Here is a 20,545-nt window from a genome sequence, read left to right as displayed (position 1 = left end):
TGGGAGGATCGTGCGCGAGAATGGCCTGATCACGAGCGGAGGAGTCGCGGTGCCGAGAGTCGCCGAAAACCGGGCGCCGGCCACGCCGAGTTCGCCCGCGCAGCAGGAGCGCTACCGGCGAATCCTGCGAGCGGCCGCGGACCACGGCGCCGAGCACGGCCTCGACCGGATCCAAATGCTCGACGTCGCCCGCGACGCCGGCGTCGCCATCGCCACGCTCTACCGGTACTTCCCGTCGAAGACCATCCTGTTCACCGCGTTGCTGCACAGCCAGGTCGAGCAATTGGACCGCAACAGCGTCCCGGTCGAACCCGGCCAGGAACCGGCGGAGGCCGTCGCGCGAGTGCTGGTCGACGCCGCCCGCCGCCTGCTGGAACGCCCGAGGCTCGCCCAGGCGATGCTGCAGTCGAACAACGCGACCGTCGCGGGGGAGTCGCCGAACATGGCCGCGACGGTCGAGTTCGCCGACCTGATCCTGCGCGTCGCCGGGGTGGCGGAGGCCAGCGAGCACGACCGCCGGTTGGTCCGGCTGATCGAGCAGACGTGGTACGGGGTGCTGACGTCGCAGCTGAACGGGCACATCACGGCGGAGGAAGCGGAAGCGGACACGGTGCTGGCGTGTCGGCTGCTGCTGGCTGAGCTGGGGCGGCCTGGTCGGTGAGTGAGCCGCTGTGGTGGGGCAGTTCGGCGGGTTGATATCTCAGGCGCGGTGGTGTGCCGAGGCGGCTGGTGTCGGCAGACCGGGCGGTTGGTGTGGCTGGGTCGGGGTGGTGATATCTCAGCCGGGACAGCGATAGCGCGGAGGCGGCTGGCTCGGTGCTGGCATGTCAGGTGCTCTCGTTGAGCCAAGCTGTTTCACTCGCTCGGCGACCAGTCGGCTGTGGTGACATGGCTGCCTCAGCGCGCTGATATCTCAGGTGGAATGGGTGACGTCCCTGCGGTGGCATAGCGGCCCCAAGCAAACTGATATCTCAACCGCAGCCCCCGCACCGCCCAGCGATATCCCACCGAGCCGAGCCGATCCAACCCGTGCGGGCCTCCGAAGACCAACCCGCACCGTTTCTCCCGCTGACCGGGATCAACCCGCCGCGCGAGGCGGCGTCCCCGTAGCGTCGCGGCCGTCCCCGAACCCCACCTCAGGAGGCCGTCATGCCGCGCACCGTCGTCGTCACCGGAGCTAGTTCGGGGATCGGTGCGGCGCTCAGCAGCCTCCTCGCCGAGCGCGGCGATCAAGTCCTCGGCGTCGACCTCGCGGGCAGCGACATCGACGCGGACCTTTCGACCCCGCAGGGCCGCACCGCTGCGGCCGAGGAGGTCGGCAAGCGCACCGGGCACGTCGACGCGGTGATCACCTGCGCCGGAACGTCGAACCCCGGCGAAGCGATGGTCACGGTGAACTACTTCGGCTGCACCAGCTTCATCGAAGCCCTCCAGCCGTTGCTCGCGAAATCCGAAGCGCCGCGCGTCGTTCTGGTCGGCTCGATCTCCGGTACGCAGCCGAACGACCCCACGGTGGTCGACGCTTGCCTGCGTGGCGACGAGCAAGCCGCATTGACCGCCGCTCGCGAGGCGATTGCGGACAACCGCGCGGTTCAGCTGTACCCGTCCTCGAAGTCCGCGATCACGCAATGGGCGCGCCGGACGTCCGTCTCGGCAGGCTGGGCCGACGCGGGAATCGCGGTCAACGTGGTCGCGCCCGGCGTGGTTCTGACGCCGATGACCGACGAGCTTTTCGCCAACCCGCAGATGAAAGCCGTGATGGACAAGGCAGTCCCGATGCCGCTGCACGGTTACGCGGCCGCGGAAGACGTCGCGCGAGTCCTGGCGTACTTCGCCGACGCCGCGACCACGCACATCACCGGCCAGGTCGTGTACGTCGACGGCGGCGCCGAGGCGACCCTCCGCCCGGCGGCGCACTACTGATGACGACTTACGCCGAAAGCGTCCCCTTGTCGCCCGTCCCGAACGACGACGGCATCGACGCTGCCGTCGCGGCGGCCCGCCGGGTCGTCAACGCACTTCTGCACGCTGGCGCGGACAGCGCCGCGCCGATGGCGGACGTCGCGCGGGACCTCAACCGGATCGCCGCTCAGCTCGAAGAGCACGCGCCTGACCGGCAGGAGCGATTCGTCGGCATGTGGGCCGGGCGACCGCGGCACGATCCCGTCACTGGCCCCGAAAACGCGCTCGCGCCGCCGTTGCGCCTGCACGGCTTGCCGGACGGTTCGGTAACCGGAACGGTGACGCTCGGCCTGCCTTACCAGGGTCCGCCCGGCTGCGTGCACGGCGGGATTTCCGCACTGCTGCTGGACCATGCACTCGGCGTCGCCAACAGCTGGGGACCGGGGCCGGACGGGATGACCGGCACGCTCAGCGTCCGCTACCACCGGACGACCCCGCTGTTCGAGGAGCTGACGATTCGCGCGCGGCAGCAATCCAGCGAGGGCCGCCGGATTCACACGACCGGCGAAATTCTCGCCGACGGTCAGGTCTGCGTTTCCGCGGACGGGATTTTCGTGGCGAAACACGTCGCGCGACCAGTTGCCCAGGACGAAGGAGGCCGATGAACACGCTCGCGGGCCGGGTGGCCCTGGTGACCGGCGCCGGACAAGGCGTCGGGCAAGGAATCGCGTTGGCGCTAGCGGGGGAGGGGGCGTCGGTCGCGGTACTCGGTCGTACGCGCGGCAAGCTGGACGAGACCTGCCGCCTCCTGCGGGAAAGGGGTGCTGCCGCGGAACCGTTCGAGTGCGATGTCGCCGAGACCGCGTCGATTCCCGGGGTCGTCGAGGCGGTCGTCTCGCGATTCGGCCGGCTGGACATTCTGGTCAACAATGCGTACTCCGGCGCTTTCGGGCCGTTGCTGAAAATGAGCGACCAGGATTTCACGCGCGGTTTCGAGACCGGTCCGTTCGCCGCGTTCTCGTTCATGAAAGCCGCCCATCCGCATTTGAAGGCGACCGGCGACGGTTCGATCGTCAATCTGGTCACCTCAGCGATGGTGCGCTGGGATCCCACCACCTACGGTGCTTACGCCGCGGCGAAACAAGCCTTGCGCTCGCTGTCCCGCACCGCCGCCGTGGAGTGGGCGCGGGACGGAATCCGGGTCAACGCGATCGCGCCGCACGCGTTGTCTCCTGGCTTGAAATGGTGGACCGAGCACAATCCCGAAGAGGCTGCCGAATTCGTCTCGACCATTCCGATGGGCCGGATCGGGGAGTGCGAGGAGGACATCGGCCGCGCTGTCGTGGCGCTGGTCGGCTCCGATCTGCGCTATCTGACCGGAGCCACCGTGCCGCTCGACGGCGGTCAAGCCTTCTTCGGCTGAGCCTTCTGAGGAGACCTCGCTGTGTCCAACCTGCCTTCAGCCCTCGACACCGCCGCCGCCATCCGCTGCGGCGACCTGTCCGCCCGGGAGGCCGCCGAACAGGCGATCGCCCGCATCGAGGAGGCGAATCCGCAGCTCAACGCCGTAGTCAGCCGTCGCTTCGAGGCTGCGCTCGCGGAGATCGACGCCGGTCTGCCGGACGGGCCGCTCACCGGAGTCCCTTTCCTGGTCAAGGATCTCGGCACCGAAATCGCCGGACTCCCCGCCACCCAAGGAAGCCGGTTGTTCGCCTCGACGGTGTCCACTGTGGACAGCGAACTGATCCGCCGCTACAAACGCGCCGGTTTGGTCATCCTCGGCACCACCAACACTCTGAATTCGGTCTCAACGCAAGCACTGAGCCGCAATTGCACGGCCCCACCCGCAACCCGCACGACCTGTCACGCTCGCCCGGCGGCTCCAGCGGCGGTTCCGCGGCCGCCGTCGCCGCAGGCTTGGTCCCCGCCGCACACGCCACCGACGGCGGCGGCTCGATCCGGATCCCGTCGGCCATGTGCGGTCTGGTCGGCCTGAAACCCAGCCGCGGCCGCACCACCGGCGCTCCCGACGCCGGCACGCTCGCCGCCCCGGTCTCCGTCGCACACGCGGTCACCACGACGGTCCGGGACAGCGCGGTCCTGCTGGACGCAATCGCCGGGCCGCTCCCGGGCGAAGCCTTCGCCGCCCCGACCCCGACCGGCACCTTCCTCGAGGCGACCCGCCGCGCGCCCGGCCGTCTCCGCATCGGCCTGGCCACCCAGGCCCGAACCGGCGTCGACCCGCATCCCGCCTGTCTGGCCGCGGTGCAGCAGACGGCGAAACTGTGCGAGGAACTCGGCCATTGCGTCGAGGAAACCGTGGCCCCGTTCGATTTCCCGGACGTCCGCACGACCGGCGGGGTGCTGATGGGCGCGGATCTGGTGGTGATCGTCGAGGACCAACTGGCCGCTTTGGGCCGAGACCTCCAGCCAGGCGACGTCGAACCGTTCACCGAACTGCTGCTCGACCACTACCGCGGCCTGACTGCTAACCAGCTCCACCGCGCGCTGCGCCGGGCGCAGGAGATCGGATGGGAGGTCGGCCAGGTCTTCACCTCCTATGACGTGCTGCTCACGCCGACCCTGCCGCTCCCGGCTCCGCCGCTGGGCCTGCTGGACACAACGGATCCCGCGTCGATCTACGAGCATGCAGCCGCTTTTTCGTCGTGGACCAGCGTGTTCAACGTGACCGGCATGCCCGCGATCTCGCTCCCTCTCGGCCGGGACGACGACGGACTGCCGCTGGGGGTGCAGTTCGCCGCGGATCTGGGGCAGGAGGGGTTGTTGTTGTCGTTGGCGGCGCAGTTGGAGGAAGCCGTGCCCTGGGCGTCTCAGTAGCGGGAGAAGGATGATCCGGTGCTGGGGAGCTCGGCCATGATCACGATGATCCCGATCGAGGTCAGGATCGCCCACATCACGACGATGGTGGCGATGACCAGCGCGTGCCGCCGGATCGCCGCGAGCTGGCCCAGGATCTCCAGGTTGATCCTGTTCGCGTAGTCCGTCGGCCCGTCCGTCTCGGACGCGTCCTTGAGCCGCTCGGCGACCGCGGCGGGTCCGGTGAATGCGTCGGGGTGATAGCGGGGACGCGGCTTGAGATCGGTCATCGGCGGTTTCTCCTCCGGCTGAGCATGGACAGACGAACAGGAGTCGCCGGGCCCGGACGCCGCGTTACCGCGCTCAGGAGCCGGGCCGCCTCGCCACTCTCCCGGTCACCGAGATCGCCGGAGCGGGCCAGCCCCTCCGTTTCCTACCGTGACAACGTGACTTCCACGACCCCCACCCCGCCCGATCCGCTGGCCCCCGCCCGGCTCGGGCCGGTGCAGTTGCGCAACCGCGTCGTCAAGGCGGCTACCTACGAGGGCCTCAGCCACCACGGCCGGGTCACGCGGGATTTGGTCGATTTCCACGTCGGCTACGCGAAGGGCGGCGTCGGGATGACGACGGTCGCCTATTGCGCGGTCGCCAAGGAAGGCCGCACCGACCGGCATCAGATCTACTGGGCCGACGAAGCCCTGCCCGGACTGCGCGTGCTCACCGACGCGGTGCACGCCGAGGGAGCGGCGATTTCGGCTCAGATCGGGCACGGCGGGCCGGTCGCGAATCCGAAGGGCAACGGGCTGCCCGCGCTCGCGCCGAGCCGGTATTTCCACAAGACGACGCTCAGTTTCGCCCAGGAAATCGACCACGCCGGCATCGAACGCGTCAAACGTGCGCACGCCGACGCGGCCGTGCGCGCCATCGAATGCGGGTTCGACGCGATCGAGGTCCACTTAGGACACAACTATCTGATCAGCTCCTTCCTGAGCCCGAAACTCAACCATCGCACCGACGAATACGGTGGCTCGCTGGAAAACCGAGCCAGGCTTGCGCGCGACACGATGCGCGCGGTACGCGACGCCGTCGGGGACCGGATCGCGGTGATCGTTAAGATGAACATGGACGACGGCGCGCCCGGCGGCTTTTGGCTCGACGAGGCGATCCCGGTGACGCAATGGCTCGAAGCCGACGGCACCTGCGACGCTCTCGAAATGACCGCGGGTTCCTCGCTGCTCAACCCGATGTACCTCTTCAAGGGCGACGCACCGGTCCGCGAGTTCGCCGCCGTGATGCCGCAGCCGTTGAAGTTGGGCGTGCAGGCGGTCGGGAAGCATTTCATTCGCGAATATCCTTACCGGGACGCGTTTCTGCTCGAGGACGCGCGGCAGATCCGAGCCGCGGTGAAGCTGCCGATGGTGCTGCTCGGCGGGATCACCGACCGTGCCTCGATGGATTTGGCGATGCGGGAGGGATTCCAGTACGTCGCGATGGGCCGGGCTTTGCTGCGCGAACCGGATTTGGTGAACCGGATCGCCGCCGAGCCGGAGACGCCGTCGTTGTGCATTCACTGCAACAAATGCATGCCGACCAACTTCACCGGGACGCGGTGTGTGCTGGTGGACCGGACTACGACCCGGGGCGCGGATTGGGGCCAGCCCGCGGGTTATGTCGGCTGACCGTTCGACGTCGGTGCGCCGTCAGTGGTTCTGCGGTAGATCGGACAGGTCCAGCACGAAGCGATAGCGGACGTCGTTGCGCTCCAAGCGGTCGATGGCTTCGTTGACGCGCGCGGACGGCACGAGTTCGATGTCGGCGGTGATGTCGTGTTGGGCGCAGAATTCCAGCATGGCGTCTGTCGCGGGACGCCCGCCGCTGCCCGCGGAGCTGAGTTTCTTGCTTCCTACCAATAGATCGATGGCCTGCACGGTGACCGTGCCGAGGTGCCCGACGTGGCTCAGGGTTCCGTCGAGGGCGACGAGCTTGAGGTAGGGCGCGACATCGTGTGGGACGGCGATGGTGTCGATGACGACGTCGAACCGGTCCCGGGCCGCGGTCATCTGGCGTTGGTCCGCGGAGACGATCAGGTCGTGGCCGCCCAGTCGTCGGGCGTCGTCGGCTTTGTCGGCCGAACGGCTGATGACAGTGGTGTCGGCCCCGAGCGCGACGGCGAGTTTGACCGCGAGGTGCCCGAGCCCGCCAAGTCCGGCCACGGCGACTCGGGTGCCAGGCCCGACGCCGAGGGCTCGCAACGGTTCCCAGACGGTGATTCCCGCGCACAGCAGGGGAGCGGCGGCCGCGGGGTCGAGTCCGGCGGGCAGCGGGTAGGCGAACTCGTCGCGGACGATGTACTCGCGGGAGAAGGCCCCCAGCGTGGTGGTTCCGTCACGGCGGTCGGTGCCGGCGTAGGTCAGGGTGGGGAATTCGTGACAGAAGTTTTCCTGTCCTGCCTCGCACATCGCGCACGCGCCGCAGGAATCGACGATGTTGCCGACGGCGACCTGGTCGCCGAGGGCGAATCGGGTGACCGCGTGCCCGACCTCGGTCACCACGCCGGTGAACTCGTGGCCTGGCACCAAAGGCGCTTCGCCGGCGTGGGTGCGGACGGCGTGGAGATCGGTATGGCAGACGCCGCAGTAGTCCACGCGAACGGCGAGGTCGTCGGCCCGCAGTTCCCGACGCTGCAGGGAGGTCCGCCGTAACGCGGCCCCGGCGCGGTCGGCTTGCCAGCCCAGAGTGCTCCGCATGCTCGTCCCTTCGACAAACAGACTGTTCTGTCTGTTTCGACGGTAGCGCGAGTACGCCGGTGAAGCAAACAGACTGGTCTGTTGTTATCGTGCCCGGTATGGCCGACAAGCCCCTGACCTCACGCGGAGCCGCCACCCGGCAGCGCATCCTGGACGCGGCGACCGAGGAGTTCGCCGAGCACGGGATCGCCGGCGCCCGAGTCGAACGCATCGTGGCCGCCGCCCGCACCAACAAGGCGCAGCTCTACGGCTACTTCGGCAACAAGGAGGGGCTTTTCGACGCCATTTTCTCCGCCTCGCTGGAGCGGATCATGACCGTCGTTCCGATCGACGCCGCCGACCTCGCCGGCTGGGCGGTCCGCCTCTACGACGAGTATCTCCGCCGCCCCGACCTCATCCGGCTGGCCACCTGGGAGCGTCTGGAGCGACGCCCGACCGGGCACCTCGTCGACGACCGCAACCGCCTCGACGACGCCAAACTGCGCGCCATCGCCGACGCGCAAGCCGCGGGCATCGTCCGGTCCGGAGATCCGTTCGACCTGATGGCCATGGTCATCGCGATGTCGATGGCTTGGTCGCCGGTCAGCAATGTCTACGCCGCCAGCGACCAGGAATCTCCGGAACTGCACGAGCAGCGCCGGGCCTTGCTCCGCGAGAGTGTCGAGCGGGTCATCGCACCCGGATGAGCGGCGAGCACGAGCCCCGCCCGCCTCATGTCTCCCGCGGAAAGTTCGTGAACCCCTTCCGGTTGCTCCGCAAATACCACCCCGAAGCCGCGAGCGTTCCGCCGTCCACCGGAATCGTGTGGCCGGTGATGTAAGAAGCGGCGTCCGTGGTCAGGAATTCGATCACCTTCGCGTATTCGTCCACGTGCCCGAATCGCCCCAGCGGCACCCATGTCTCGATCTTGGACGGATCGTTGTCGCGCAGCATCGCCGCCGCCGGAGTCTGCTGGCTGTCCGCGAGATCCGGCGCGATCGCGTTCACCCGGATGCCATACCGCCCCACCTCGACGGCGAGACTCTTCGTGAACGCCGAAACCCCTGCGTTGTAAGCGGAATACACCGCGTGCCCGGGAATGCCGCGGAAGGCTTCCACTGTCGAGTTGTTCACGATCACGCCCGAGCCCTGCGAGATCAGATGCGGCAGCACCCGATGGGTCAGCTTGAAGACGTGCAGCAGGTTCAGTTCATGCAATCGCGCCCACTGTTCCGGCGTGCTGTGCAGGAAATCCCGGGAAGCGGGGCGGAAATCGCCGACGTTGTTGACCAGGACGTCGATCCGGCCATCGCCCAAGCGCAACGCGGCAGCGGTGACCGCCTCGACCACCTCGTCCGCGACGACATCGCCGACGACCGTTTCGCACACACCGCCAGCCTCCTCGATAGCGGCCCGAGCGGCAGCAGCCGCGGCGGGATCGATGTCGTTCAGCACGACCGCGTCCCCGCGTGCGGCGAGGCGGCGACTGGTCGCCCCGCCGATCCCCAGCGCGCCCCCGGTGACGATGCTGACTCGCCGGATTGCTTCCTGTGGCATGGAAACCTCCTCGTCCTCAACCTAGCATTTGTTTGGTAAGCTGAGCGCTCCCGGCGAGAAGGAGCAGCATGCCTGTCAGCTTCGACCTGACCGATCGCGTCGTCCTCGTCACCGGCGGAGCGCGCGGAGTCGGCGACGGCATCGTGGCGACGTTCCTCGAAGCAGGGGCCGAGGTCGAGATCTGCGGGCGCACGGAACCCGCGAAGCTGCGCGAGGCGGACGGACGCAAGCCGCGGTTCACGCAGGTCGACGTGCGGGAGCCGGAGCAGGTCCGGAAATGGCTGGAGGAGATCGGCGAGCGGCACGGCCGGCTCGACGTCGTCGTCAACAACGCCGGCGGCGCGCCGTTCGCGCAGTTCGCCGAGGCCTCGCCACGGTTTCACCGCAAGATCAACGAGCTCAACTTCCTGGCCGCGGCGTACGTCCTCCAGGCGGCGCATCCGATTCTGCGCGAAACGCCTGGGGCTTCAGCGGTGAACATCACGTCGATCTCGGCGCGGCGGCCCAGCCCGGGCACCGCGATCTACGGCGCGGCTAAGGCGGCGCTGGAAAGTCTTACGACAAGTTTGGCTGTGGAGTGGGCGCCGCAGGTGCGCGTCAACGCGGTCAGCTGCGGATTGGTCGAGACGCCGGGTTCCGAGGACCACTACGGCGATCCGGCGCAGCGCGACGCAGTCGCCCGGACGATCCCGCGTGGACAGTTCGCGTCACCGGCCGAGGTCGGCCAAGCCTGTTTGCTGCTCGCGTCGCCGCTTGCGAGCCATGTCAGCGGAGCGGTGCTCAATGTGGACGGAGGCGGCGAATGGCCCGCCTTCCTCCAGCACACCCCGAACGCCTGAGGAGGACCTTGCCGTGCCCGAAGCCGTGATCGTCTCCGCTGCCCGCTCGCCGATCGGGCGGGCGTACAAGGGCTCGCTCAAAGACCTGAGGCCGGACGACCTTGCCGCGCAGATGGTCGAAGCCGCGCTCGCCGCGGTGCCGGAGGTCGACCGGATCGACGACCTGATGCTCGGCTGCGCGCAACCGGCCGGGGAACAGGCGTACAACCTCGGCCGGATGGTCGCGCTACGGCTCGGCCTCGACGCGGTGCCCGGCACGACTGTGCACCGGTACTGCGCGTCTTCGCTGCAGACCACGCGGATGGCGATGCACGCAATCCGCGCGGGCGAGGGCGACGTGTTCGTGTCAGCGGGGGTCGAGTGCGTTTCGCGCTTCTCCCAAGGCAAAGCCGACGGCATGCCGGACACGAAGAACCCGTTGTACGCCGACGCGATGGCGGTGACCGAGAAGCGGGCGGGCGGCGGTCTGCAGTGGACGGACCCGCGGAAAGACGGTGCGCTGCCGGACGTCTACATCGCGATGGGTGAGACTGCGGAGAACGTCGCTGACCATTGTGGAGTGTCGCGAAAGGACCAGGACGCGTTCGCCGTGCGCAGCCAGAACCTCGCCGAGGCGGCGGGGGAGTTCTGGCAGAAGGACATCACGCCGGTGACATTGCCGGACGGCTCTGTGGTGTCCACAGACGACGGTCCGCGGGCGGGCGTGACGCTGGAGAAGGTATCTCAACTCAAGCCGGTGTTCCGACCAGACGGGACGGTTACCGCGGCCAACTGCTGTCCTCTGAACGACGGTGCCGCCGCGCTCGTGGTGATGAGCGACGTCCGGGCGCGCGAGCTGGGCATCCAGCCGCTGGCGCGGATCGTCGCGACGGGAGTGTCCGCGTTGAGCCCGGAGATCATGGGGCTCGGACCGGTCGAGGCGAGCCAGCAGGCGTTGGGCCGGGCCGGATTGTCCGTTAAGGACGTCGGCCTGGTCGAGATGAACGAAGCTTTCGCCGCGCAGGTGCTGCCGTGCGTCGATCAGCTGGGGCTGGACCTCGACCGCGTCAACGTGCACGGCGGGGCGATCGCGCTGGGCCACCCGTTCGGTTCGACCGGCGCGCGGATGGCGACGACGCTGCTGCACGGCCTCCAGGAGAGGGACGCGACCTTCGGCCTGGAGACGATGTGCGCGGCGGGCGGCCAGGGCATGGCGATGGTGCTGGAGCGGCTCGCCTGACTGCCGGGTGCATGGTTCGGGAGGGGGCCGAGACTGGGGCTGGGCTGGTTGTGAAGGGGCCGCGCTCGGGGCTGGATTGGTTTTGATGGGCCGAGACTGGGGGCGAGGCTGGCTGTGAAGCGGCCGCGACCGAGGCCGGGCTGGTCTTGACGGATCGAGGCCGAGGCTGAAGGGGCTGTGAAGAGGCCGAGACGGGGCAGGCCGTGAAGGGACCGAGACCGCGCCTGAACCGGCCTCTGTGGCACTCCGCCTCTTCCCCCAGCGGGACGGTTCGGCGCTCACCGAACCGTCCCGCCGACAGGATGCGGCCATGGATTCCGTTGTGATCGACCCGCCGGTGCTTTACCCCGGCACCCCCGTCGTGTTGCTGTCCAGCGCGAATGCCGACGGGACGACCAACCTGGCCCCGATGTCGTCGGCCTGGGTGCTCGGCCGCACCGCCGTGCTCGGCTTCGGCAGCACCGGGCACACCTTCGCCAACCTGCGCGAGCGGCCGGACTGCGTGCTGAACTACCCGAGCGCGGAACTGTGGCCCGCGGTCGAACGCTTGGCCGGGCTGACCGGCGCGCCCGTGGTGCCGGAGCACAAGGCGGGCCAGTTCCGGACCGAACGCGACAAATTCGGTGCCGCCCGCCTCACCCCGGTCCCCGCCGACCTCGTCGCGGTGGACCGGGTCGCGGAATGCCCGCTCCAGGTCGAATGCCGGGTCACCACTGCGCGCCATCCCGAGGATCTCAATGTCGGGATTGTCGAGGCCGAGGTGCTCCGGGTGCACGTCCATCCCGCGCTCGCCGAACCGGATCTCCGGCATATTCGGGTCGCTGCTTGGGAGCCGCTGTTCTATGTCTTTCGGCATTACGTGGGCCGAGGGGCCGAGCTTGGCCGGACATTCCGCCTCACTTGGGCCGAGTCCGCTTCGGCGGAGCCCGGTGAGGCGCTGCGGCTGGCGTAGCGGCTCGTGAGCGGCCATGCCGGTTCTAACCGGCGCAGCCGCTCACGACGTCAGCCCAGTTCCCGCTTCACGATCTTCCCGCTGGCATTCCTCGGCAGTTCCTCGATCGCCACGAACTCCCTCGGCACCTTGAAGTTCGCCAGCCGCTCCCGGCAGTACTCCCGCAGTGCCGCCGGATCCAGCTCGACCCCCGCCCACAGCGTCACGTAAGCGCGGCCCACCGAGCCCATCCGCTCGTCGTCCACGCCGACCACCGCGGCCTCCACGACGTCCGGATGCGTGCTCAGCACGTTCTCCACCTCGGCCGGGTACACGTTGAACCCGCCCACGGTGAACATGTCCTTGAGCCGCCCGGTGATCTTGACGCAGCCGTGCTCGTCCAGCTGCCCGACGTCGCCGGTGTGCAGCCATCCGCCGGAATCGATCGCCGCGGCGGTCGCGTCCGGGTCGTCGAAGTAGCCGAGCATCACGAATTCGCCCCGGATGAGGATCTCGCCGTCGGCGCCGGCCGGCACGTCCTTGCCCTCGCCGTCGACCGCCCGGATCTCCAGCCCGGGCACTGCGGGGCCGGTCGTGTGCGCGACGTGCCGCGGGTCCTCGTTCGGCCGCGACTGGGTCGCCACCACGCATTCGGTGAGCCCGTACGCCTGCGCGACCTGCTCGAAGCCGAGGATTTCCCGCATGTCCGAGAACAGGTTCTCCGGCACCGAAGCCGCGCCGGCGATCGCGAAGCGCAGCGACGACAGGTCGAACTCGGTGCGGCGCGGGTGGTTGATCAGCGTGGTGAAGATGGTAGGCGCACCGGGCAGCACTGAGATACCAACTCGCTGGACTAGTTCCATCAACGCCACCGGGTCGAAGGTCAGCACCGGGTAGATGGTCGTGCCCGCGGTGATCGCCGCGACCACCCCGGCTTTGTAGCCGAAGGAGTGAAAGAACGGATTCACGATCGCGTAGTTGTCGGCGGGGGTGAGCGACGCGCCCTTCGCCCAGACGTCCGCGACGCCGATCGTCTGGGCGTGCGTGCTCATCACGCCCTTGGGCACGCCAGTGGTGCCCGAGGTGTACAGAATGTCCGCCACCGTCGAAGGAGTCACCGACGATTCATCGACGGTCGAAACCGACTCCGCGCCAGCGAGGAATTCGTTCCACGGCAACGCGACGCCGTCCGAACCGAGGTCGATCACGGTGTGCAGCCGCGGAAGCCCGGGCACAACCCCGGAACCGTCGGAACCGTCGGAACCGGAACGAGCCCCGGCCTCAGTCAGCATCCCGAGATAGTCATTGCCGAGAAACCCGTTGCACAGCACCAGCACCGAAGCACCGGACCGCTCCAGCACCACGCGGGCTTCCTCGCCGCGGTACCGCGTGTTGATCGGCACCAGCGCCGCGCCGAGGCACTGCGCGCCCAGGAACGTCAGAATGAACTCGACGCGGTTCGGCGACCACACCGCGACCCGGTCGCCGGACTGGACGCCGACCGCGGCCAACGCGCGGGAAACGGTGCGTACCCGCTCCCGCAATTCCGTCCAGGACAGCTGTGTCGTACCGTCGACCACGGCCGGTGCGTCGCCGTGGCGGCGGGCGGCTTCGTCGAGCAGCGCGGGAATCGTGCGAGGTGTCGACACGCGGGTCTCCTCACTGAACAAGTGCTTGTTCGGTAGCATAAGGGAAAGCAGCGGGCAGGAAGGGATCCATGCGATGACTCCGCGAACCGGCCGGGCTCCGGCGAAAAACGGCGGCACCCGGCGCGGAGAGCTGCTGGGCATCGCCGCGCAGCTGTTCGCGACCCGGGGCTACTCCCAGACCACTGTCCGCGACATCGCCGACGAGGCGGGCATCCTTTCGGGGAGCCTGTACCACCATTTCGCGTCCAAAGAGGACATGCTCCGCGAAATCCTCAAGGAGTTCATGGACGACCTGCTGGCCGCGTTCACCGAGATCGCCGGGAAGGACGGCACGCCGCGCGAGCAGTTCGACGCGCTGGTGTACACCGCCTTCGCGACCATTCACGAGCGGCCGTTCGCGGTGGCGCTCTACCAGAACGAATCGGCCGTCGTCGGCAGTCTCGCCGATTTCGAATTCGTCGGGAAGACCTCGCTGAAGATCGAAAAACTGTGGCTCGGCGTGCTCCAGTCGGGCCGCGAGACCGGCGAATTCCGCGACGACCTCGAGGTGAGCCTGGTGTACCGGTTCATCCGGGACACCGTGTGGTCGTCGGTCCGCTGGTACAACCCGCGCGGAAAGCTCCGCCACGACGTCGTGGCGGAGCAGTACCTCGCGATGCTGTACGGCGGTTTGCTCGCCGGCTGAGCGGTTCAGGGCCGGGACACCTTGACCTCCCGGTCCCGAGCGCCTTTCGGATCGAGCACGGTCCGGATCAGGTCCAGTTCGTGCTCGTCCGGCTCCCGGGAAACCCCGGCCCCGCTGAAGTCCAGCTCGAAGCCGGTGTTCGAGCGCACCTCGTCCTCGGTGACGCCCGGGTGCAGCGACCGCACCTTCAGCCGTCCGTCCTCGTCGTAGTCGAGCACCGCCAGGTCGGTCACCACCACGCCGAGGTCGTGAAACCGCAGCGCCGTCGAGGGGTGCGCGCGGGCCCGGTCGTTGCCGACGCCGGACACGATGTCGACCCGGTCCACGAACACCCGGCTCGAATGCCGGCTCACCCAGTAGTCGGTGCGGTGGTTGACCGTGTTGCCCGGCGCGCCGCGCATGCCGATGAGCTGGCGTTTCGGCTTCCGCCAGTCGCCGATCAGCGAGATGTTCTGGTTGCCGAACCGGTCGATCTGGCTCGCGCCCATCATCGAATGCCGCCGCCCGGTGTTGAGGATGTCGAAGATCCGGCCGAACGGCGCCCAGGCTTCGACGGTGCCGCCCGCCGCGGCGGTTTTGCCCAGCGGCGGCGGGTCGGCCATGAAGTGGCATTCGCCGTCGGACAGCACCAGTTCGGGGGAGTGGGTGAGCCGGGCCAGTCGCGCGCTGATCGCTGGGACCGTGCCGACCGCGTGGGCCAGCACCTCGCCGGAGCCGCGCCACGCGTCGGAGCACGCGGCGATGCAGACCTCGGCGCGGGTAGCGGGGGCAGTCATGCGGACTCCTTCTCGGTCGCGCGGTGGAAGGCGCGCACTGCTTCGTGGTAGCTGGCCTCGTCGCCGGTCAGGAAGGTCTCGCGGAACTGCTTCCACGCGACCTCGTCCTGCGCCGATTGCGCGTAGTGCCGCTGGAACGCCTCGTCGCGGCCGTAATCCGGGTCGCACGAGGTGAAGTGCGCGCCGTTCGGGGCCTCGATCACGCCGTTCACGAACATCCGGCTGATCAGCAGCGACGTCGACCGTTCGGTGGCGGTGAGGTCCTCGGTGTCCACGATCTTCTCGACGCTCAGCAGCGTTTTGTCCGACGCCATCGCGAACAGGTCGTCGAAATACGGATCCGGGCCGAGGAACTGGCCGTTGCCGAGGGTGTCGCTGCGGTTGAGGTGCAGCAGCGAGACGTCCGGGCGCACCGCGGGCACCGCGATGTAGACGTCGTCGTCATAGGGCGACGCGACGGTCCGCAGCTCCGGGTTCATCAGCAGGACGTCGCTCTCCAGCCCGGAGCGCGTCGGCAGGAACGACAGCCGATTGGCGCCCGCTCGCAGCGCGGCGACGAACATGCCCTCGTCGTACTCCGTGATTTCGACCCGGCCGCCCTCGCGCGCGGCGCGGAAATGCGGGTCGAGCGGGATCGTGTCGAGCGTGACGAACCCGTAGATCACCCGGCGCACCTTGCCCGCCGCGCACAGCAGCCCGACCTCGGGGCCGCCGAAGGTGACCAGGGTGAGGTCTTCGACGTCGCTGCGCAGCAGTTCGCGCACCATCGCCATCGGCTTGCGCCGCGACCCCCATCCGCCGATCCCGACCGTCATGCCGGACCGGACGTACTCGGTGACGCCGTCCAGGGTCATGGACTTGCCGCCCATTCGTTCCTCCATTGTCCTCTTCCTGCTCAGGCGGGCAGTTGCACCAGTTCGACGCGGACCTGGTCCGGATCGAGCACGTACACCGCGCGGCATCCCGCCATCGGATGGCTGGTGACGATCGGCTCGGACACCGTCGCGACCCCGCGTCCGCGCAGCCGCTCCAGCGTCGCGTCCAGGTCGTCGACGGTGATCGCGACGTGCGCCGCGCCCGCTTGCCCGTGGTCCGGGTCGATCCGCGTCGGCGACCCGTTTTCGTACTGCAGCAGCTCGACCACCGTGTCGCCGTCGTCGGCGGACACGAAGCTTTGGCGCACAATCACCCCCGGGTATCCGGTGACCTCGTCGATCCGCGGACCGCTGCGCTCGAACGGGCCTTCGACGCTGCCGCCGAGCAGATCGCGGTAGAACTCGGTCGACGCGGCGAGGTCGTGCACGGTGATTCCGACGTGGTGGATCATGCGTCGCTCCGGAGTTGAGCCCGGTGTTCGCGGGCGTCGCCGAAGAGGTGCGCCAGTGCGTGCGCGCGTTTGAAGTACAGCTGTGCGTCGTGCTCCCAGGTGATCGCGATTCCGCCGTGCAACTGGACGGTTTCGGCCGCGACCGCGGTGAAAGCCTCGCTGCACCAGGATTTCGCGTACGCCGCCTGCTGGACGAGGTCGTCGCCGTTGCCGGCCGCGAACCCCGCCGCCCACGAGATCGAGCGCGCGGTTTCGACTTGCACCAGCATGTCCGCGACCCGGTGTTTCAACGCCTGGAACGAACCGAGCGGACGGCCGAACTGCTCGCGTTCCTTGAGGTGTGCGACGGTTCGGTCCAAACAGGACTGTGCTCCGCCGACTTGCAGTGCGGTGCAAGCGATCGCGGCGAGGGCGTGCAGCCGGGGGAGAGTTTCGGTGAAGTCCTCCGCGAGCAACGTCGCCGGGGTGTCGCGGAATTCGACCTTGGCGAACCTGAGCGTCTGGTCGACTGCCGGGGTCGCCTCGGCCGTCGCGGAGGTTTGGAACAGCGCGGGGCGTCCGTCTGCCATGGCAACTACGAGCAGGTGAGATGCCTGCGCGCCGTCCAGCACCAACGTCGCGGTGCCGTTCAGGGTCCCTGCCGAAGCGACCACGTCCGAACCGTCGGTTCGATGCCGTCCGGCACGATCAGCCCAGGCCAGTGCGACGACCTCGCCCGCAGCGATCCCGGGAAGCAACTCCGGCGCGTCCGCGGCCAGCAATGCTTGTGCGGCAAGCACTCCAGACCCCAACAGCGGCGACGGCGTCAGGCTCGCGCCCAGCTCTTCCAGTACGACGTGCGTTTCGAACAGGCTGAACCCGGCCCCGCCGTACTCCTCGGGGATGGCCAGCGCCGCAACCCCGATCTGCTCGCACAACGCGGACCACAGCTCGGTGTCGTATCCGGTCGGCGAGTCGATCGCCGCCCGCAGATCGGTCTTCGCGGCTCTTCGCTGGACCAGCCCGCGGACGGCGGCGGCGAGTTCCCGCTGCTCGTCGGTCAGCGCGAAGTGCATCAGCGGCCCCTCATCAGGCTTTCCAGCACCCGCGCGCGGTGCACGGCCGGCGTGCCCCAGCAGCCCACGAGCGCCCGGACGCGCAGCAGCCACAGGCTCAGATCGCATTCGAGCGTGTAGCCGATCGCGCCGTGCAGCTGCAGTCCGGTGCGCGCGGCAAGCTGGGCCGCGTCCGACGTCGCGACCTTCGCCGCCGAGATAGCGCGGGCGCTGGGCTCGCGGGCCGCGCCGAGCAGCAGGGGCCGGGCGAAGTCGAGTGCCACGCGGACGTCTGCGGCGGCGTGTTTGAGCGCTTGGTACTCGCCGATCACGCGGCCGAATTGCCGTCGTTGGCCGAGATAGGCGACGGTGTCGGCCAGCATTCGCTCGCCGCAGCCGAGCAATTCTGCCGCGCAGGCGAGGCTGGCGAGATCGAGCGCCGTTGTCTTTGCGGCGGGGGATAGCGGCTGAGCGTCGGCAGCGGCGGTCACCTCGAACAGGTGCCGGGAAGGATCGACCGACTGCAGCTCGCGCCTGATCTCCGCGCGGGACAACGAATCCCCGACCACGAACACATCCGTCGCGACATCAGCATCCAGCGCGTACGGAGTGTCCGGCGCACTCGCGAAGGTCACCATGGCGTACCCGGAAGCCAGTGCGGACAGCAACGAAGCGTCCGTGAGCAGCGCGGGTGCGGCGGCGATCGACTCGATCACCGGGCCCGGCACCCCGTGGTAACCGAGGCGCTCGAAGGCCACGATCAGATCGACCGGGGTCCCGCCGACACCGCCGTGTTCCTCGGGCACGCCGAGCGCGGTGACGCCCAGTTCGGCCAGCTGCTTCCACAGAACCAGCCCGGATTCCGGCCGTTTGGCCGCCCAGGACCGGTTCACGCCGGGGACGTCGGCCGCGCCCAGCAGGGCGTCCAGCGCTTCGGCGAACGCGCGCTGTTCGGCGGACAGCCGGAACTTCATGCCTGTGCCTTCCTGCGGTCGCCGCGGGGGAGGCCGAGCAGCCGTTCCGCGACGATGTTGCGCTGGATTTCGTTGGTGCCGGCGTAGATCGGGCCGCCGAGGGCGAACAGGTAGTCCTCCATCCAGCGCCCGTCCGCCGGCGCGCCGGGGCCGAGGAGTTCCTGGTCCGGGCCGAGGAGGTCGAGTGCCGTTTCCTGGATGCCGAGGTCGAGCCCGGTCCAGAAGAGCTTGTTCACGCTGCCCGCCGCGCCGACGTCGCCGCCGTTCTGGACGTGGTCGACGGTGTCCCAGGTGTAGAGCCGGTAGGACTCGGCCTTGATCCAGGCGTCGGCCACGCGGTCCCGCAGGTGCGGGGCCTCGGAGCCGCGCTCGGCCCAGAGGTCCAGCAGCCGGTCCGCCGCCGCGAGGAACCGGCCCGGCGAACGCAGCGACAGGCCGCGTTCGTTGCCCGCCGTGCTCATCGCGACGCGCCAGCCGTCGCCGACCCCGCCGAGTACGTCCTGATCAGGCACGAAGACGTCGTCGAAGAAGATCTCGGCGAATCCGCAGTCGCCGTCGAGCTGCGCGATCGGCCGGACGGTGACGCCGTCGGAATCGAGCGGGAACAGGAAGTACGTGAGACCGCGGTGCCGTTCGGCTTCCGGATCGGAGCGGAACAGGCCGAAACCCCAGTCCGCGAACGGGGCGCGGGAGCTCCAGATCTTCTGTCCGTTGAGGACCCAGCCGCCGCGTTCGTCGTCGCGGACGGCGGTGCTGCGGATCCCGGCGAGGTCGCTGCCTGCCTCGGGTTCGGACCAGGCCTGCGCCCAGATCCGGGTGCCATTGGCGGTCAACGGAAGGTGTCGCTGGCGCTGGTCGTCGGTGCCGTGTTCGAAGATGATCGGGGCCAGCAGCGAGATGCCGTTCTGCGCGATCCGGGTCGGCGCGCCGCTGAGGTAGTACTCCTCCTCGAACAGCACCCACTCGGTCAGCGTCGCGTCACGGCCGCCGTACTCGGCGGGCCAGGTGACCACGGACCACCGGCCCTCGGCGAGCTTCGCTTCCCACTCGCGGTGCGCGCGGGCACCGTCTTCGGTGTCCATCGACGGCAGCGGGCCGGGGCTGTTCTTCTTCAGCCAGGCGCGGGCCTCCGCACGGAATTCCTCCTCCGCGGCGGTGAATTCCGGGCTCATGACTCTCCCGCGGCTTTCTTGTTGGCCTTCGCCATCGACCGCGCGTCGAGCCCGGCGAGCGAATCGGTGTCCAGCTCGGCGTTGTGCGCGTGCGCGGCGTGGTGCAGACCGAACACCGAGTCCATTCCGGACCGCATGCCCATCAGGTCTTCGGCCTGGTTGACGGCCTTCTTCGTGAGCGCCAGACCCAGCTGCGGCATCTGCGCGATCCGCTCGGCGATCGCGAACGTCGCCTCTTCGAGCTCGGCGCGCGGCACCACGTGGTTGACCATGCCGAGCGCCTGCGCGCGTTCCGCGCCGAACCGGTCGCCGGTGTAGAGGAACTCCTTCGCCGCGCGCGGGTTCATCACCCACGGATGCGCGAAGTACTCGACGCCCGGGATGCCCATCCGCACGACCGGGTCGGAGAAGAACGCGTCGTCGGAGGCCACGATGAAGTCGCACGACCACGCGAGCATCAGGCCGCCCGCGATGCACGCGCCCTGCACCATCGCGATCACCGGCTTCGGGATCTCCCGCCAGCGCCGGCACATGCCGAGGTAGACCTCCGACTCGCGGGCGAAGCGCGAATCGACGCCCGCCCGGTCGGTGTGGTCCCACCAGATGACCGCTTTGCGCTCGAAACTCTGGTCGACGTCGCGGCCGGGGGTGCCGATGTCGTGCCCGGCGCAGAAGTGCTTGCCGTTGCCCGCCAGCACGATCGCCTTGACGTCCGGATCGTCCACCGCCTTCGTGAACGCGGCGTCCAGCGCGTAGGTCATCTTCGAGTTCTGGGCGTTGCGGTACTGCGGCCGGTTCAGCGTGACGACCGCGACCGGACCGCGCACCTCGTACGTCACGACCTGCTCGTCGGTGCTTTCTTCGGTTCCGCTCAACGCGCATCACTCCTTCTCGGTTCGGCGGCGATGCTACCAAACAAGTGCTTGGTTTGGTAGCG

At 68.9% G+C, this 20,545-nt stretch carries 21 protein-coding genes and 1 pseudogene; 11 read left to right on the top strand and 11 right to left on the bottom strand.

What is annotated here, in order from left to right; all coding sequences use genetic code 11:
- Window positions 1-49 precede the first annotated feature (49 nt).
- The 5 genes and pseudogenes from ACZ7OI_RS18370 (at window position 50) to ACZ7OI_RS18350 (ending at window position 4,740) form a co-directional block, all read left to right on the top strand.
- A complete protein-coding gene (locus ACZ7OI_RS18370) occupies window positions 50-661 on the top strand; it encodes a TetR/AcrR family transcriptional regulator (protein ID WP_470265400.1) in 612 nt (203 codons plus the stop codon).
- A gap of 488 nt (window positions 662-1,149) precedes the next feature.
- Window positions 1,150-1,923 carry an SDR family oxidoreductase gene (locus tag ACZ7OI_RS18365; RefSeq protein ID WP_470265399.1) on the top strand — a complete coding sequence of 258 codons (774 nt, stop codon included), beginning with the start codon at window positions 1,150-1,152 and terminating at the stop codon, window positions 1,921-1,923.
- The gene (locus ACZ7OI_RS18360; protein WP_470265398.1) at window positions 1,923-2,567 is read left to right on the top strand and encodes a PaaI family thioesterase; all 645 of its coding nucleotides are present in this window, start codon (window positions 1,923-1,925) and stop codon (window positions 2,565-2,567) included. The genes ACZ7OI_RS18365 and ACZ7OI_RS18360 overlap by 1 nt, the downstream gene beginning before the upstream one ends.
- Window positions 2,564-3,325, top strand: a complete 762-nt coding sequence (locus ACZ7OI_RS18355) for an SDR family NAD(P)-dependent oxidoreductase (protein WP_470265397.1) — start codon at window positions 2,564-2,566, stop codon at window positions 3,323-3,325. The genes ACZ7OI_RS18360 and ACZ7OI_RS18355 overlap by 4 nt, the downstream gene beginning before the upstream one ends.
- A 21-nt stretch (window positions 3,326-3,346) precedes the next feature.
- Window positions 3,347-4,740 (top strand): annotated as a pseudogene (locus ACZ7OI_RS18350) (amidase).
- Here the strand turns inward: ACZ7OI_RS18350 and ACZ7OI_RS18345 are convergent.
- Entirely contained in the window at window positions 4,734-5,009 is a 276-nt protein-coding gene (locus tag ACZ7OI_RS18345; protein WP_470265396.1) for a hypothetical protein, read from the bottom strand. The pseudogene ACZ7OI_RS18350 and the gene ACZ7OI_RS18345 overlap by 7 nt on opposite strands.
- Window positions 5,010-5,165: 156 nt before the next feature.
- On the opposite strand from ACZ7OI_RS18345, the gene ACZ7OI_RS18340 reads away from it, so the two are divergent.
- Window positions 5,166-6,398, top strand: a complete 1,233-nt coding sequence (locus tag ACZ7OI_RS18340; protein WP_470265395.1) for an NADH:flavin oxidoreductase — start codon at window positions 5,166-5,168, stop codon at window positions 6,396-6,398.
- A 21-nt stretch (window positions 6,399-6,419) separates the two neighbouring features.
- Here the strand turns inward: ACZ7OI_RS18340 and ACZ7OI_RS18335 are convergent, their stop codons facing one another.
- On the bottom strand, window positions 6,420-7,466 hold the full coding sequence (locus ACZ7OI_RS18335) for an NAD(P)-dependent alcohol dehydrogenase (protein WP_470265394.1): 1,047 nt from the start codon (window positions 7,464-7,466) through the stop codon (window positions 6,420-6,422).
- Between the two features lie 98 nt (window positions 7,467-7,564).
- Here ACZ7OI_RS18335 and ACZ7OI_RS18330 point away from each other — a divergent pair, with 98 nt between their 5' ends.
- Entirely contained in the window at window positions 7,565-8,152 is a 588-nt protein-coding gene (locus tag ACZ7OI_RS18330) for a TetR/AcrR family transcriptional regulator (RefSeq protein ID WP_470265393.1), read from the top strand.
- 25 nt (window positions 8,153-8,177) lie between these two features.
- On the opposite strand, the gene ACZ7OI_RS18325 is transcribed toward ACZ7OI_RS18330, so the two are convergent.
- A complete protein-coding gene (locus tag ACZ7OI_RS18325; protein WP_470265392.1) occupies window positions 8,178-9,002 on the bottom strand; it encodes an SDR family NAD(P)-dependent oxidoreductase in 825 nt (274 codons plus the stop codon).
- 68 nt (window positions 9,003-9,070) lie between these two features.
- Between ACZ7OI_RS18325 and ACZ7OI_RS18320 the strand changes: the two genes are divergently transcribed.
- From ACZ7OI_RS18320 to ACZ7OI_RS18310, 3 genes are all read left to right on the top strand, one after another.
- Complete coding sequence (locus ACZ7OI_RS18320; protein ID WP_470265391.1) at window positions 9,071-9,841, top strand: SDR family oxidoreductase; 771 nt, start codon at window positions 9,071-9,073, stop codon at window positions 9,839-9,841.
- A gap of 13 nt (window positions 9,842-9,854) precedes the next feature.
- The gene (locus tag ACZ7OI_RS18315) at window positions 9,855-11,060 is read left to right on the top strand and encodes an acetyl-CoA C-acetyltransferase (RefSeq protein ID WP_470265390.1); all 1,206 of its coding nucleotides are present in this window, start codon (window positions 9,855-9,857) and stop codon (window positions 11,058-11,060) included.
- Window positions 11,061-11,370: 310 nt separating this feature from the next.
- A complete protein-coding gene (locus ACZ7OI_RS18310) occupies window positions 11,371-12,012 on the top strand; it encodes a flavin reductase family protein (RefSeq protein WP_470265389.1) in 642 nt (213 codons plus the stop codon).
- Window positions 12,013-12,062: 50 nt separating this feature from the next.
- On the opposite strand, the gene ACZ7OI_RS18305 is transcribed toward ACZ7OI_RS18310, so the two are convergent.
- Window positions 12,063-13,640: an AMP-binding protein gene (locus ACZ7OI_RS18305; protein ID WP_470265388.1), complete on the bottom strand. Its 1,578-nt coding sequence runs from the start codon at window positions 13,638-13,640 to the stop codon at window positions 12,063-12,065.
- Window positions 13,641-13,713: 73 nt separating this feature from the next.
- Between ACZ7OI_RS18305 and ACZ7OI_RS18300 the strand changes: the two genes are divergently transcribed.
- Window positions 13,714-14,325 (top strand): TetR/AcrR family transcriptional regulator, encoded by a 612-nt coding sequence (locus tag ACZ7OI_RS18300; RefSeq protein ID WP_470265387.1) that lies wholly within the window; start codon window positions 13,714-13,716, stop codon window positions 14,323-14,325.
- 5 nt (window positions 14,326-14,330) lie between these two features.
- On the opposite strand, the gene ACZ7OI_RS18295 is transcribed toward ACZ7OI_RS18300, so the two are convergent.
- Genes ACZ7OI_RS18295 through ACZ7OI_RS18265 form a run of 7 tightly spaced genes read right to left on the bottom strand, consistent with a single transcriptional unit; the run spans window position 14,331 to window position 20,483 of the window.
- Entirely contained in the window at window positions 14,331-15,101 is a 771-nt protein-coding gene (locus ACZ7OI_RS18295; protein WP_470265386.1) for a CoA-transferase subunit beta, read from the bottom strand.
- Window positions 15,098-15,970: a CoA transferase subunit A gene (locus ACZ7OI_RS18290; RefSeq protein ID WP_470265977.1), complete on the bottom strand. Its 873-nt coding sequence runs from the start codon at window positions 15,968-15,970 to the stop codon at window positions 15,098-15,100. Before ACZ7OI_RS18290 ends, ACZ7OI_RS18295 begins: the two co-directional genes overlap by 4 nt.
- Window positions 15,971-15,996: 26 nt before the next feature.
- Window positions 15,997-16,428, bottom strand: a complete 432-nt coding sequence (locus ACZ7OI_RS18285; protein ID WP_470265385.1) for a VOC family protein — start codon at window positions 16,426-16,428, stop codon at window positions 15,997-15,999.
- Window positions 16,425-17,483 carry an acyl-CoA dehydrogenase family protein gene (locus ACZ7OI_RS18280; RefSeq protein ID WP_470265384.1) on the bottom strand — a complete coding sequence of 353 codons (1,059 nt, stop codon included), beginning with the start codon at window positions 17,481-17,483 and terminating at the stop codon, window positions 16,425-16,427. The genes ACZ7OI_RS18285 and ACZ7OI_RS18280 overlap by 4 nt, the downstream gene beginning before the upstream one ends.
- On the bottom strand, window positions 17,483-18,436 hold the full coding sequence (locus tag ACZ7OI_RS18275; RefSeq protein WP_470265383.1) for an acyl-CoA dehydrogenase family protein: 954 nt from the start codon (window positions 18,434-18,436) through the stop codon (window positions 17,483-17,485). The genes ACZ7OI_RS18280 and ACZ7OI_RS18275 overlap by 1 nt, the downstream gene beginning before the upstream one ends.
- Window positions 18,433-19,608 (bottom strand): acyl-CoA dehydrogenase family protein, encoded by a 1,176-nt coding sequence (locus ACZ7OI_RS18270; protein WP_470265382.1) that lies wholly within the window; start codon window positions 19,606-19,608, stop codon window positions 18,433-18,435. The genes ACZ7OI_RS18275 and ACZ7OI_RS18270 overlap by 4 nt, the downstream gene beginning before the upstream one ends.
- Entirely contained in the window at window positions 19,605-20,483 is an 879-nt protein-coding gene (locus ACZ7OI_RS18265) for an enoyl-CoA hydratase (RefSeq protein WP_470265381.1), read from the bottom strand. Before ACZ7OI_RS18265 ends, ACZ7OI_RS18270 begins: the two co-directional genes overlap by 4 nt.
- Window positions 20,484-20,545: the final 62 nt, after the last annotated feature.

The sequence above is a fragment of the Amycolatopsis sp. NPDC114503 genome (genome assembly GCF_055633655.1).
This window is presented reverse-complemented; position numbering and strand designations above follow the sequence as displayed.